The following is a 14,363-nucleotide window of genomic DNA, read 5'->3' as shown; positions in this document are numbered from 1 at the left end:
GCTTATTTTTCTCTGACGTAAAAATATCGTAAACCGTTGCAGCTAAAAAATATTTTGGATGAATGGCGAAAAAGAGAATAATGATCTTTTTAATAGCATCATGCCAATAAAAATGCCTTCCATTACGAAGGCATTCTTATTATACATTATATTGAAATATTCTTAATGCAAGGTTTCATCCAGCCATTTAAAGAATTCGTGTTGCCATACCAGTGCATCCTGTGCAGTCAATACCCAGTGGTTCTGATCGGGCAATAGAACAAACTTACTTTTGATACCTCTCAGCTGTGCAGCCTGGAAGGCCTGCTGCCCCTGTTCAATAGGAACGCGGTAATCCTTACCACCCTGGTAGATCAGGATCGGCGTATTCCATTTGGCCACCAGGTCGCTGGGGTTGAATTTGCTATAACTTTTTTGCGCAGCAGCATTGCTCTTATCCCAGTAAGGGCCGCCTTTATCCCAGTTCTCGAACCACAGTTCATCCGTGGTACCGTACATGCTGCGGAAATCGAACACACCATCATGTGCAATAAAGCTTTTAAAACGTTTATTGTGGATGCCTGCCAGGTAAAATACCGAATAGCCACCATAACTGGCGCCCACACAGCCCAACCTGGCTTTATCTACATATTTTTCTTTACTAACGCCGTCGATTGCACTAAGATAATCGTTCATCACCTGGCCGCCCCAGTCCTTACTGATCTGTTCGTTCCATTTAGTACCATGGCCGGGCATACCACGACGGTTGGGTGCCACCACGATATAACCGTTGGCTGCCATCAATTGAAAATTCCAGCGGAAAGAATAGTATTGCGTAAGCGCCACCTGCGGACCACCCTGGCAATACAGTAGAGCAGGATATTTTTTTGCAGGATCAAAATCAGGCGGATAGATCACCCATACCAGCATATCTTTTCCGTCGGTGGTTTTTATCATGCGCCTTTCAGTTTTACTCATGCCGATAGTGGCATAAGTAGCATCGTTTATATGCGTCAGCTGTTTCATATCGCCGTTACTGATGTCAACGGTGTATAATTCTGCAGCGTGGTTAATATCCCCTCTTGAAACAACCAGTGTATTACCGCTTTGTGTAACAATACCATTTACATCAAAATCGCCTTTGGTAACCTGGCGGATGATCGGCATCATCTTGGTAAGGCCGGGATAACTTACTTCAAACAATTGCAGTGTACCATCTATTGGTGCAAAGAAGAATAATTTTTTGCCATCGCTGCTCCATTTATAACCTTCTACATGAATATCATCTCGCTGTGCGGTCAGGTTCATTTTGGTAACACCATTCCATACATAAATATCCTGTTTGTCTGATTCATAGCCTGCACGCTTCATGCTCATCCAGGCTAACTCACCCTTCTGGTTATACGAAGGTGCAACATCATAACCCGGCATACCTGCAGTAAGATTGGTTGTTTTACGGGTATCGATATTGTAAGCATACAGATCGGTATTGGTGCTGAGGGCATAGGCAGTACCATATTCTTTTTTGGTACAGTACACCACTTCTTTGCCATTGGGGTTCCATACATAATCTTCATCACCGCCCGATGGTTTTTGTGGACAGTCATAAGGTTCGTCTTTCATCAGGTCGATGGCATTGTTCATATCCGGCTTACCATTTACCATTGGCGAAAGCATTACATGACTGAACTTACCATCTTCATAAGTGTCCCAGTGACGGTAATCGAGATTATCGAAAATATATACATTCGATTTTTTCAGTTCAGGATACGTATCAGCGCCGGTAATAGGTTTTACTTTCTGTTCCGCATCACCGATCATGTATTTACCATCGGCAGAGACCTTTTCATTGTTCAGCAGGCTGTCGGCATTGGTAACAACAATCGCATCGCCGCCGGTAACGGGCACCATAAAAGTTTTTCTTGAACTTTTATTTTCCTCTGCATTAGGAGTAGATACGGAATACAGGATATATTTCCCATCTTTAGAAAGACCGAGACCGGAAACCCTTCCGAGTTTCCATAGTAGTTCGGGCGTCATTTTGTTTTGTGCAAACGCAGTGCAACTGCTTAATGCAACAAATACCAGCAGTAATTTTTTCATAATAACATTATTAATTTTTCATTATTAATTATTAATTGCCTTAGGGTAATCAAATACTAATTGGCAGAATGTTTTTACACCCACGTACAATTTACTGTCGTCGATCATAAAATCGGGTGTGTGATGGGGTGGGGCATCTTTTGCATCATTGCCGCGGGGCATACCGCCAAAATAAAAAAAGAAGGCAGGGGCCTTGGTGCCAAAATAACTAAAGTCTTCTGCACCGGTAACCCATTCCATTGGCCGTACATTTTCCTTTCCTGCAGCGGCTTGTAAAGAGGGCAGCATTTTTTCCACCAGTTCGGGGGTATTGTAAGTTACCAGTGTTTTAGGATTGAAATTAACTTCCACCGTTGCGTTGGATGCTTCAGCGATCTTTGCGGCTGTAAACTTCATACGTTGCTGTACATCTACCTGCATTTTACTGTCCAGTGTTCTTAAAGTGCCTTCCATCAATGCTTCTTCAGGAATGATATTAAAACGTATACCGCTGTTGAATTTTGCAACGGTTATTACTACCGGTGCTTTGGTAAGATCCATCTGCCTGCTTACAATATTCTGAAAGCCTTCAATGATCTGCGCACCCACTGCAATAGGATCCACACCCAGCCAGGGTTGTGAGCCATGAGACGATCTGCCTTTTACTTTTACTGTAAACTGGTCGGCCGATGCCATAAAGGCGCCGGGTTTATATTGAATATCGCCGGCAGGTATCCAGCTTTCAATGTGCATGCCGAATATCACATCCACTTTAGGATTATCCATGGCGCCTTCTTTTACCATTAAAGCGGCACCGCCTTCTTCTCCCGCCGGTGGTCCTTCCTCAGCAGGTTGAAAAATGAATTTTACAGTACCCGCAATATCTTTCTTCATCGCAGCCAGCACTCTTGCGGTGCCCAGCAGCATGGCTGTATGTGCGTCATGACCGCAGGCATGCATTACAGGTACCCGCTGACCTAAGTAATCCGTACTGTCTTTAGAAGCATAAGGAATATTCACTCTTTCCTTTACCGGCAATGCATCTATATCAGCACGCAAAGCTATTACAGGACCGGGTTTGCCGCCTTTCAAAATGGCTACCACACCGGTTTTGCCCACACCGGTTTGTATTTCCAGGCCAAGATCTTTCAACTGCTCAACAATGTACGCGGCAGTTTTATATTCCCTGTTGCCCAGTTCAGGATGTTCGTGCAGGTGCCTGCGCCATTCCACCAGCTTAGCCTGTAAGGCCTGCGATTTTGTATCGATGGTTTTTGAAATATCCTGTGCTGCGGCGATTGCACAGCAAAAGAACCATAATAAGGTGAGTAATAATTTTCGTCTATGCATTAATGATAGTTTTGGTGGGTTAACAAAGAAAGCAAGTTTTGGAAACCATCCTTCTTTAATATCTTATTTATATTCCCCGAATACTTTTCTCAGTTCATCAGCTATTTCGCCCAGTGTGCAGTAATTTTCTACAGCTTCCACCACGGCAGGCATCAGGTTTTCACCGCTGATCGCCCTTGCATGCAACTGCTGTAAACAGGCGGTAGCCTTTGCGTTGTCTCTTTTGTTACGCAATGCTTTTAATTTATCGCTCTGCACCTGTTGTATGCTTTCATCAATTTTAAAAACAGGGGTAGTATTCTCTTCATCTATCACAAACTTGTTCACGCCCACAATTATTTTTTGCCCGCTTTCAATATTGCGCTGGTATTCGTAAGCGCTTTTGGCGATCTCGTTCTGCATAAAGCCTTCTTCAATGGCGCTTACGCTGCCACCCATGGCATCTATTTTTTCTATCAGCTGCAGGGCTGCTTTTTCCACTTCAGTGGTCAATGCTTCCACGTAATAACTTCCGGCAAGGGGATCCACCGTTTCGGGTGTGCCACTTTCAAAAGCCACGATCTGTTGCGTACGCAGCGCTATCCTGGCGGCTTCTTCCGTTGGCAGGCTTAATGCTTCGTCGTAACCATTGGTATGCAGCGATTGCGTACCGCCTAATACAGCTGCAATAGTTTGTATGGTTACGCGGCTGATATTATTTTGTGGTTGCTGTGCCGTTAAAGTGCTGCCGCCTGTCTGTGTATGAAAGCGCAGCATCATGGCTTTGGGATCGGTTGCGCCTAATTCTTTCATGATATTTGCCCACATCTTCCGCGCCGCCCTGAACTTAGCCACTTCTTCAAACAGGTTATTGTGCGCATTAAAAAAGAAGGAGAGGCGTTTGCCAAAAACATTGATGTCCAGGCCTTTTTCCAGCGCCGCTTTTACATAGGCTTTGCCATTGCTGAGGGTAAAGGCAATTTCCTGTACGGCGGTACTGCCAGCCTCACGGATATGATAACCCGAAATTGAAATGGTATTCCATTTGGGCACTTCTTTGGCACACCATTCAAAAATATCGGTGATGATGCGCATGGAAGCTTTGGGAGGATAGATGTATGTGCCTCTTGCGGCGTATTCTTTTAATATATCGTTCTGTATAGTGCCGGATATCTTTTTCAGATCGCGACCGGTCTTTTTAGCCAGTGCTACATATAATGCCAGCAAAATAAAACCGCTTGCATTGATGGTCATGGAAGTGGATACTTCTTCCAGGTTGATACCGCTGAACAAGATCTCCATATCTTCCAGGCTGTCGATGGCAACACCCACTTTTCCTACTTCACCATCTGCCAATGGATGATCGCTGTCGTAACCGATCTGCGTAGGCAGGTCGAATGCCACACTCAAACCATTCACACCCTGCGATAAAAGATAATGATACCGTTTATTGCTTTCTTCTGCAGTGGAAAAACCGGCATACTGGCGCATCGTCCATAATTTGCCGCGGTACATATCCGGTTGCACACCTCTTGTGTAAGGAAATTCGCCGGGCATACCTGTTGCAGCAACAGGGAGATCTTTTTCGGTGTACACCTGCCTGATCTCGATACCCGAATCGGTCGTTATTGTTTTTTCATCACCCATAATAAGGTTGGTTGATCTACTTCAGTATTTTATCTGCTTCGTATTTCAATGCGTCCAGCACTATCTTATTCAGTTCTGCATTATTGGTCATAGAATATTCCAGCAACGATTTGCTCAGGTCCATGGCCGAAGCATTGGCAGGCAATGCAGCGGCGATTTGGTTAATGATAAAAATGTTCTGGTCACGCAGTTTGGTGATCGCCTTCCACATTTCGGGGCTTACATATATCTGCTGACTTACATTGTATTCATATTCGCTGTTGAGTGTCTGCAGCAGTTCCATCTGCATTTGCCTTGCGCTGGTATCTTCTGAATGTAATCTTGATACCAGGTTTTTAAGACCGGCCCTTTCTGCATATAAGGTTAGCCTTTCATAAGCCTGCAGGCGCAGTTTGATGGTGTCGTTGTTCATGCCCAGCCTTTCTTTCAGCTCGTCTTTCATCCCTTTGAACTCGGCCAGCAACCATGCTATGGCAATAAAGAACATGAATGTGCCTGCGATCTGTATATCAGTGCCGGTTACTTCCAGTAAATACATATTTGAATTTTAGTTGACAAAAATAAGGTAAAATGTACTGGTTTTAACAGTCAGTCAGCCTGTTAAAGCTCTTTTAAAAAAGGCAGATTTTCCTGTTTTCGAAAGGTGCACCTGTACCGCATTTTTTAATTTGTTTATACCTTTGCAGTAAAACAGATAATATGGAAACTGCAACAGCACCGGTTACATTCACTAAAACAGCTATTGAAGAAATTAAAAGGCTGATGAGCGTGGAAGGTTTTGATAAAAGCCAGCAATTACGTATTGGTGTAAAGGGTGGTGGCTGCAGCGGCATGACCTATGTGCTGGGTTTTGATGCCAAAACAGAAAAAGACGAGCAGTTCGAGATTGAAGGTATTCCCTGCTTAATGGAAAGGTCGCATGGCATTTACCTGATGGGTATGGAAGTGGACTGGCAGGGCGGTTTGAATTCAAGGGGATTTACCTTTAATAATCCCAATGCGAGTAAGACCTGCGGTTGCGGTACCAGCTTTGCCGTATAGTGTGATCCAAATTTCTTTTGGATCTTTTTCCAATAAAAAGCTATAGCATTTACATTATAAGATAACCCAAAAGGATTTTGGGTTACACAAATAAAAAAACCGTCAATTACAATTGACGGTTTTTTTATTATGTTGTAGTGTGTACTATGCTTTTTTTGCTACCGCAACTTTTTCAGTAGCTTTTTCGGTGCTGATGATCTCAGCTTCGCCCAGTGGTTTGTCTTTTGCAAAGTCAACCAGTATCGGAGCAGCCACAAAGATAGAAGAGTAGGTACCGGTAATAACACCGATCAGCATCGCGAAGGCAAAACCTCTTGTTACTTCTCCACCAAAGATGAAGAGTACCAGCAGGGTTAAGAACACGGTCAGTGATGTCATGATAGTACGGCTCAGCGTATCATTGATAGCACGGTTGATGATGCTGCCTTTCTGATCTGCCTTGCTGCCTTTGCTGTATTCCCTGATACGGTCAAACACGATCACCGTATCATTCATACTGAAACCGATCACCGTCAATACAGCCGCAATAAAGTGCTGGTCAATTTCGAGCGGGAATGGTACAATATTTTTAAAGAAAGAGAACACGGCCAGTGTAACCAATACGTCATGCAGCAATGCCACAATGGTACCCATTGAATACCTCCAGTCGCGGAAACGGATGAAGATATAAATGAAGATGATGATGATAGAGAAGATAGTCGCTTTTACAGCGCCTTTCTTCAGGTCATCGGATATACTTGGCTGAATAGTGGTATAACTCTGGATAGATGCTCTTTTCGCATCTGGTTTAATGAACTGGTCGTAAGTAAAATCAGCAGGTAATACTTTCTTTAAACCAAGGAACAACCTGGTCCTTACCATACTATCGGCATTATCCTGTCCTTTTAAGTATGAAGTAGTGATATTCAGGTGACGCTCGTCTCCAACAGTTTTAATAACCGGGAAATCGCCATCAAAAGCAGCCTTTAAGTCGTCCTGTACCTGTTCGTTTTTTACAATTTTTTCAAACTGAACGGTATAACTGCGTCCTCCTTTAAATTCCACCCCTTCGTGGAAGCCATTGAAAAATGCACCGATACCCAGTAATAAGATAACGATAGAAATACCATAAGCTACTTTCCTGTACTCAATGAACTTAAAGCTGGCATGTTTGAAAATGCGCTTAGAAATAGCTGTGAAATAATTAAAGTGACGTTGCTTGTTAGTCCAGAATTCAGTGATGATCCTTGATACCAGGATACCGCAGAACAGGGATAATACGATACCCAGCATTTGCGTAGTGGCAAAGCCCAGTACAGGACCTAAACCAAAGTAGAACAAAATAGCTGCCGTTAAGAAGGTAGTAACGTGGGCATCCAGTACAGGAGCCAGTGAACGGCGGTAACCGTCATTAACAGCCTGCTGGTAAGATTTACCTTTGGTTAATTCTTCTTTTATCCTTTCAAAGATGATTACGTTCGTATCCACCGCCATACCAATGGTCAACACCAGACCTGCGATACCAGCAGCTGTTAAAGTAGCGCCGAATGCAGTTAAAGTACCAATGGTGAACAGTAAGTTTAATATCAATGCAATATTTGCAACCCAACCACCGGTGTTATAGTACACCAGCATCAGTACAAATATGATCACGAATGCGATGGCAAAAGATTTCATACCACCATTGATGGAGTCCTTTCCTAAAGTGGCACCCACTACCTGGTCGGCCACAATTTTAGCAGGAGCGCTTACCCTACCTGATTTTAATGTATTGGCAAGGTCAGTAGCTTCATCTACAGAAAAACTACCGGAGATGATCGATACACCATCTGTGATAGGATTGATAACATTAGGAGCAGAATAAATGATGTCATCCAAAGCGATAGCAATTGGTTTACCAACATTTGCAGTGGTCAATCTTGCCCACTGACCTTTACCATAAGAGGTCATTTTTAAATTTACCCCTGGTTTGCCATTCTGGTCGTATTCAAAATTGGCAGTTTCCACAGCTTCACCTTCAATAGGCGCTTTATCCGATCCCGGTACCAGCTTTACAGCATATACAGGGAAATACCGGCCACCTTTATCATTCTTTTCTTCATTACCCAATAAGAATTTGGCATTGGATGGAATGATATTCTTAACTACTTCGTTATTGATATAAGTGTTGAAAGCGCTGGTGTCTTTTGACTCAACCTGTGCTAACGCCGGCGAGTACACGTCGTTGCCTGCTTTATCTTTCTGAGGAGGAATAACCCTCATTACACTCAATAAAGGATTGGCGTTTTGCTTGCTCCTTAAAGAATCCGGAACTTTATTGGCGCTGTCAGTATTGGTAACACCGTTCAGGTAATCCTGCAATGCTTTGTCAGCAGTTTCAATAGGAGTGTACAGCTCGTTGATACGGTATACTTCCCAAAACTGCAGGTGTGCAGAAGCAGATAATAATTTCTTTACCCTGTCCGGATTATCAACACCCGCCAGTTCCACGTTGATGATACCCCTGTTCTCGTCCAGGTTGATATTAGGCTGTGCAACGCCGAATTTATCGATACGTTTTAATAATATTTTGTAGGTTTCTTTGATCGCATCTTTAGAGCTGGTGGTTAATTTGGCGATCACCTGGTCATCGTTATCAGATATCTTAACATCTTTACCCTGTCCGGCAAATAAAGCAGATAATTTACCAGCACCATTTTGCTTTACAAAAGCCTCTTTAAAAAGGGTGATGAAATTAGCGTCGCTGTGTAATTTATCAACATTGGCAGTTGCTATTGCTTTTAACAGCGCTGAATCTTTAGAGTTGTTGCTTAAAGATTTGATCAAACCATCCAGGCTAACGTCCAGGGTAACACTGATACCACCCTGCAGGTCCAAACCAAGGTTCAGTTCGTTCTCCTTACATTTCTGGTAAGTAGTTCCAACAAGCGGGAAGATCTCTTTGTCGCCGGTTGCGTGAAGGATACTGTCTTTTTTTGCTTTAACAACAGCATCAAAAGCTTCGCCCGTTACACCGGGAGCTACTTTTTTAGCAAGTTTTGTCGCTTGTGCCTTTACGTCGTTTTCATAGTTGCGTACCACCCAGGTATACGACAGTTCCCAGAGCGATATTAAAATCAATGCAATGGTAAAAAACCAAACCAGCCCTTTCAATTTCATAATAGTAGACTTTTTAAATAGCTATTTCTTCGATTTTTAAGAAGTGTGCAAAGATAGGGGAAAAAGCGATTGACAATTACTGCGGGATAATTTTAGAATTTTAGTCATTTTGCACTCAAAATCGGGTAGAATGGATGGTTTTCGCAATAATTGGGTAAGGGTTTTTGCTTTGTGCTTGTTTTTCAATGCCTGTTCGCCGTCAAAGCGGTCTACAGCTACCAGGCCTATGCCTGCCAGGCCAAACTTGGTAACCACGGCACAGGCTCAACCAATTGTTGTAGAGGATCCGTCAAAAACAGACAGCTTCCTGGAGAACCTGTTGCGGCAGCACCCGGCTCTTTTCGACAGTGTGCTGTTGCACCGTAAAGACTGGAATGTGCAGCTCATTTATACCCAGGTGAACCGTGGGGCGAATGGAGTGCCGAAATTAAATAACTACTATTTTAATGTAAACCCGGCCAATTATTTCTACCCGGCATCTACAGTAAAATTTCCGGTAAGCCTGCTCGCTTTACAAAAGATCAATGAATTAAAAAGCAAAGGAATTGACAGGAACAGCGCCATGATCACCGAAGCTGCAGGGCCGGTGCAGACGGTTGTTTACAACGATCCTACCTCGCCGGATGGTACCCCGAGCATTGCCCAATACATTAAAAAAATACTGATGGTAAGCGATAATGATGCTTACAACCGCCTGTATGAATTTTTAGGGCAGCAATACATTAATGACGAATTGCATAAGAAAGGATATAAGGATGTGCAGTTGCTGCACCGCCTCAATATTTTACTACCCGAAGCCGATAACCGGCAGACCAACCCGGTTAAATTCGTTGATAGTACCGGCAATATTTTGTACCAGCAGGAGGCCGTTACCAACAAAAAGCAGTATGAGGAAAGACACGACAGCATGGGCAGGGCTTTTTACCGCGGTGGAAAAATTGTGGATGAACCGATGAACTTTTCAAAGAAGAACCGGATCAGTTTGGAAGACCTGCATACAATTTTGATCAGTCTGGTATTTCCGGAAAAAGTGCCGGCAGCGCAACGTTTTAATATTTCGGCAGATGACCGGCTGTTTGTGTTGAAATACATGAGCCAGTTTCCTACTGAAAGCACTTATCCTCCTTACAGTGCTGATACAGCGGGTTACTGGCCGGCCTATTGCAAGTTTATTCTGTTTGGCGGCGACCGTTCTGCTCCACCCAATAATATCAGGATATTTAATAAACCCGGTGATGCTTATGGGCAAATGCTGGATGTTGCTTATGTGGTGGATTATGAAAAAGGAGTGGAGTTCTTTTTATCGGCTGTTATTTATTGTAATAGTGATGGCATTTTAAATGATGACCAGTATGATTATAAAACCATTGGTTTGCCTTTCATGAAAAATATCGGCAAGACCATTTATGATTATGAAGTAACAAGACCGAAGCAATACCTGCCTGATCTTTCAGGTATGCGTTTTATTTATGATAAGTGATAATAATTTTTCTAAACAATAATAAGCTTTCATTGATTTTTTTTAACCATTAATAAGTACTTTTGCAAATTATGCAACTATCTACACTTTTATCGAGATTTAATGAGCCGGAAACACTAAAAATGGCCAAATTAGGAAGGGAATTAAGAGCTAAAGGAATTGATGTAATTGACCTGAGCCTTGGAGAACCCGATTTTGACACCCCACAACACATCAAGGATGCTGCAATAAAAGCCATCAACGATAACTGGAGCCACTATACTCCTGTTGCGGGCTTTGCTGACCTGCGTGAAGCGGTATGCACCAAATTAAAACGTGATAATAATTTAGATTATAAACCGGAGAATATCATTACTTCTACCGGCGCCAAGCAAAGCCTGGCCAATGCTATTTACGCAGTGGTGGATAATGGTGACGAAGTGGTGATACCGACACCTTACTGGGTTACTTATTCCGAACTGGTTAAAATGGCCGGCGGTAAAGTGGTGGAGATACGCACTTCGCCTGAAAGCGGTTTTAAATGCTCGCCTGCACAACTGGAAGCAGCTATTACCCCTAAAACAAAATTGTTCATGTTCTCTTCGCCCTGCAATCCATCAGGAGCAGTGTACAGCAAAGCAGAACTGGCAGGTCTTGCAGAAGTATTCAGGAAACATCCGGATGTTATAATTATGGCGGACGAGATCTATGAATACATCAATTTTGTGGGCGGTCACGAGAGTATTGCACAGTTCAGTGATTTGAAAGACCGGATCATTTTAGTGAATGGATTAAGTAAAGGTTTTGCGATGACCGGCTGGCGCCTGGGCTATATTGCTGCCAGTGCAGAGATTGCAAAAGCCTGCGAAAAGATACAGGGACAATTGACCAGTGGTACCTGTTCTATTACACAGAAAGCAGCTGTTGCAGCGCTTACCGGTAATTTAAAACCATCCGAAGAGATGACGGAGGAGTTTACACGAAGAAGGGCAAGAGTGCTGGAACTGATAAAAGAAATTCCGGGCTTTAAATGTTTTGAACCGGAAGGCGCTTTTTATATTTTTCCGGATGTATCTTATTACTACGGAAAATCGGATGGTACACAAACCATCAGCAATGCCGCTGATTTCAGCATGTATCTTTTAAACACAGCGCATGTATCGTCTGTAATGGGCGATGCGTTTGGCGAACCCAAATGTGTGCGTTTTTCATTTGCCAACAGCATGCCTAATATTGAAAAAGCATGGGCAAGGATTAAAGACGCTTTGGCTAAATTAAAATAGTACCTGGAAGCTCCAGCTTCCAGCGCTTTATAAGGAGTTTTTAGCTCCTTTCATGAAATAAAAAAGGTTTCCAGGTAATTGGAAACCTTTTTTATTATGCAGAACCGGAAGCTGGAGCTTCCGGGCACTAAAAAGTAAATCTTGCAGAGAAGCCGATACCGGCGCCTTCAAAACCAACTTTGGAAACAATGTTCAGTTCCGGTTTCCAGTCGAGTGTAAGGTTCAAAGGTACCTGGCTGAATTTATAATCCAGTCCTACAATACCCGCTGCGCCTACATTGCTGCTGCCACTGTTAAAACCAACATAACCACCAAAGCCTATCAGCCATTGCAGGTTTTCGGTAGAGAGTGGTTTATGAATTTCATACAAACCGCAAATGCCCACGCCATCTCCAAAACTTAAAATGCCTTCTATAGCATTGCTGCCAATAAAATGTTTGTACGTGATACCATTTTTAATGACCGGTACCGTTGAACTTAAACGAATACCGATGGCGTCTTTATAAGAAGAACTGGTGGTGGTGCTGGTCTCTTCCTGCGCTTGCGTGGAGAGGGAAAAAACAAGGGCGGCTAACGACAATAAAAATAATTTTTTCATGGTTATATTTTTTTTGTAACGATAAACGAAAATGATGCCAGTGTACCACAGGTAACATCACACAGCAGCGCAGCATTGTATTTTTGCTGTTAAGAATTTTGTAAAAGAAAGGAGGGAAGTATTATTCGAACAGTTCCAGTTTGTTCTTGGGCCTGCGGGCATCCTGCCATTTAAAATTGCGCAGTTCTTTTTTATCAGCAGGTATTTGTCTCATGGGATACATTACACCATCCACTTTGTTAATGAATTTAACTTTATTCAGTTCTTTATTTACAAAGAAGATATCGATCACATCACTGCTGCTGCGATTCATACCGGTGTAAGCGCTGTCATTATCCTGCGGATAAAAAATGCTTTCTGCAGGCGTGCCTTTTACACGCATATAATCTATTTCACCATTCTTAAAATAGCCGTTTATTTCCCGACCACCTATCTGGTTGAATAATTGATCGGCAGTTTGATTAATGATGATGCTGTTGTAAAATACATGCACCCGCTTTGGTTTTTGATCAGCGGTGAACAGATGTATTGTATCACCGGCTATCTGCGATTTGCCATTCCATACCAATGGCTGACCAAATAATTTAAAAGTAGAATCGGCAGTAGTGTAATGTAAACTGTCGCATACTGCCTGCAAGCTGTCATTAAAAATGCGTACATGATGAAAGGCGAGGAAATACCTGATGGCCGTATCTTTTGAATTTACATTAATGGCCATTGGTTTGGAAACAATGGCGTTGCTGTCTTTCGGTGGACTGCTTTTGGCAAGTGTATCATTCATGATCGCAACCCTTCTTTCCAGGCTATCATATTTACGCAGCCCGCTGAAAAGTGTATCGCCTGCAATATAAGTACTGTCATTATCCCTGTACAATATCATCACCGGTTTGCGGGTAGCGAGAAAGGAATTTCTTTTTACATCCAGCCATATTTCATTACCGATCACCGTTACTTTGTTCACACTATCCACCAGCTTACCATTACCATGTATCTGCACAATGCCGCTTACTTTATCATAGGCCATCTGGTTACCCGATATGGAATGCGTGCTATCGCGGTAAACGGTTCTATCATTAAAGATCGCTTCTCCTGTAGAAAGATTATACGTACCACTTTTGGTGTCTATCACGCTGCCATCCTTGCTTACAATATGTGTAGGTGCAATAAAAGTGGCGGTATTGGTATTCAGGTTGTAGATCAAACTATCGGTAGTGATGGTATTATTGGGATCTTTGAAGTACACATTCTTTCTGAAATACACATCCTTGGTATCGGCCAGATAAGTACCTTCTTTGCTGGTCAATACGGTCTGCCCGTTCACCACGCGGCCGCCATTTTTATAATTTGCAACGCCTGTTCTTAAATTATATTCCAGTTCATCTGTAAACAAAGTTCCTTTTTTATCGGTAAGCTTCACATCCTTTTTTAAATAAGCGATCCTGTCGCCACCCACATAGCGTAATGATTGCGCATAGGTATGTATGCTGTCGTTATCGTTGATATGGATATTACCAAAAGCCTCTACAATATTGGTGCGGCGGTTGATCACCACGCTGTCGCAATAAGTAGTGGTAGCGCCTTCTTTTATCACAGCATCGCCGGCCGCTGTTTCAATGGTAGTGAGGGAATCAATTGTTTTTTCACGAAGACTTCTTGCTTTTACGATCTGTATCACACGGTTAGTATCCTGCGAGGAAGAAGGGGGAGGGGCAATGATCCTTTGCTGTGCAGTAATTGTATTGCCGAAACCATGCAGCAGGAACAGTAAAATTATAATGCGTGTAAATTTCAATTGCAATGGTATCAG

At 42.9% G+C, this 14,363-nt stretch carries 10 protein-coding genes; 3 read left to right on the top strand and 7 right to left on the bottom strand.

What is annotated here, in order from left to right; genetic code table 11:
* Positions 1–162: 162 nt before the first annotated feature.
* The 4 genes from QM738_RS21500 to QM738_RS21485 form a co-directional block, all read right to left on the bottom strand.
* Positions 163–2,082: a S9 family peptidase gene (locus QM738_RS21500; RefSeq protein WP_462278818.1), complete on the bottom strand. Its 1,920-nt coding sequence runs from the start codon at positions 2,080–2,082 to the stop codon at positions 163–165.
* A 24-nt stretch (positions 2,083–2,106) separates the two neighbouring features.
* Positions 2,107–3,411 carry an amidohydrolase gene (locus QM738_RS21495; RefSeq protein ID WP_462278817.1) on the bottom strand — a complete coding sequence of 435 codons (1,305 nt, stop codon included), beginning with the start codon at positions 3,409–3,411 and terminating at the stop codon, positions 2,107–2,109.
* A gap of 63 nt (positions 3,412–3,474) precedes the next feature.
* A complete protein-coding gene (locus QM738_RS21490) occupies positions 3,475–5,037 on the bottom strand; it encodes an acyl-CoA mutase large subunit family protein (protein WP_462278816.1) in 1,563 nt (520 codons plus the stop codon).
* Positions 5,038–5,053: 16 nt separating this feature from the next.
* Entirely contained in the window at positions 5,054–5,575 is a 522-nt protein-coding gene (locus QM738_RS21485) for a DUF7935 family protein (RefSeq protein ID WP_462278815.1), read from the bottom strand.
* A gap of 161 nt (positions 5,576–5,736) precedes the next feature.
* On the opposite strand from QM738_RS21485, the gene QM738_RS21480 reads away from it, so the two are divergent.
* Positions 5,737–6,078: a HesB/IscA family protein gene (locus tag QM738_RS21480; RefSeq protein ID WP_462278814.1), complete on the top strand. Its 342-nt coding sequence runs from the start codon at positions 5,737–5,739 to the stop codon at positions 6,076–6,078.
* 144 nt (positions 6,079–6,222) lie between these two features.
* Here QM738_RS21480 and secDF read toward each other — a convergent pair whose 3' ends face one another.
* On the bottom strand, positions 6,223–9,216 hold the full coding sequence (gene secDF, locus QM738_RS21475; protein ID WP_462278813.1) for a protein translocase subunit SecDF: 2,994 nt from the start codon (positions 9,214–9,216) through the stop codon (positions 6,223–6,225).
* A 226-nt stretch (positions 9,217–9,442) separates the two neighbouring features.
* Between secDF and QM738_RS21470 the strand changes: the two genes are divergently transcribed.
* Together QM738_RS21470 and QM738_RS21465 are read left to right on the top strand one after the other, a co-directional pair.
* Complete coding sequence (locus QM738_RS21470) at positions 9,443–10,696, top strand: serine hydrolase (RefSeq protein ID WP_462278812.1); 1,254 nt, start codon at positions 9,443–9,445, stop codon at positions 10,694–10,696.
* A 71-nt stretch (positions 10,697–10,767) separates the two neighbouring features.
* Positions 10,768–11,958 (top strand): pyridoxal phosphate-dependent aminotransferase, encoded by a 1,191-nt coding sequence (locus QM738_RS21465; protein ID WP_462278811.1) that lies wholly within the window; start codon positions 10,768–10,770, stop codon positions 11,956–11,958.
* 127 nt (positions 11,959–12,085) lie between these two features.
* On the opposite strand, the gene QM738_RS21460 is transcribed toward QM738_RS21465, so the two are convergent.
* Both QM738_RS21460 and QM738_RS21455 read right to left on the bottom strand, forming a co-directional pair.
* Positions 12,086–12,556 carry a hypothetical protein gene (locus QM738_RS21460; RefSeq protein WP_462278810.1) on the bottom strand — a complete coding sequence of 157 codons (471 nt, stop codon included), beginning with the start codon at positions 12,554–12,556 and terminating at the stop codon, positions 12,086–12,088.
* Between the two features lie 121 nt (positions 12,557–12,677).
* Positions 12,678–14,354, bottom strand: coding sequence for an OstA-like protein (locus tag QM738_RS21455; protein WP_462278809.1), 1,677 nt, complete (start codon positions 14,352–14,354; stop codon positions 12,678–12,680).
* Positions 14,355–14,363: the final 9 nt, after the last annotated feature.

The organism is Ferruginibacter sp. (assembly GCF_049840995.1).
Lineage (GTDB): Bacteria > Bacteroidota > Bacteroidia > Chitinophagales > Chitinophagaceae > Ferruginibacter.
Note: the sequence above shows the minus strand (reverse complement) of the source record. Positions and strands in the feature narration are given on the sequence as shown.

Bases quoted from the DNA above. Each gene is read 5' to 3' on its own strand.
- QM738_RS21495 (WP_462278817.1), bottom strand. From the start codon at position 3,411: ATGCATAGACGAAAATTATTACTCACCTTATTATGGTTCTTTTGCTGT.
- QM738_RS21470 (WP_462278812.1), top strand. From the start codon at position 9,443: ATGCCTGCCAGGCCAAACTTGGTAACCACGGCACAGGCTCAACCAATT.
- QM738_RS21465 (WP_462278811.1), top strand. From the start codon at position 10,768: ATGCAACTATCTACACTTTTATCGAGATTTAATGAGCCGGAAACACTA.
- QM738_RS21490 (WP_462278816.1), bottom strand. From the start codon at position 5,037: ATGGGTGATGAAAAAACAATAACGACCGATTCGGGTATCGAGATCAGG.
- QM738_RS21485 (WP_462278815.1), bottom strand. From the start codon at position 5,575: ATGTATTTACTGGAAGTAACCGGCACTGATATACAGATCGCAGGCACA.
- QM738_RS21480 (WP_462278814.1), top strand. From the start codon at position 5,737: ATGGAAACTGCAACAGCACCGGTTACATTCACTAAAACAGCTATTGAA.
- QM738_RS21500 (WP_462278818.1), bottom strand. From the start codon at position 2,082: ATGAAAAAATTACTGCTGGTATTTGTTGCATTAAGCAGTTGCACTGCG.
- QM738_RS21460 (WP_462278810.1), bottom strand. From the start codon at position 12,556: ATGAAAAAATTATTTTTATTGTCGTTAGCCGCCCTTGTTTTTTCCCTC.
- secDF (WP_462278813.1), bottom strand. From the start codon at position 9,216: ATGAAATTGAAAGGGCTGGTTTGGTTTTTTACCATTGCATTGATTTTA.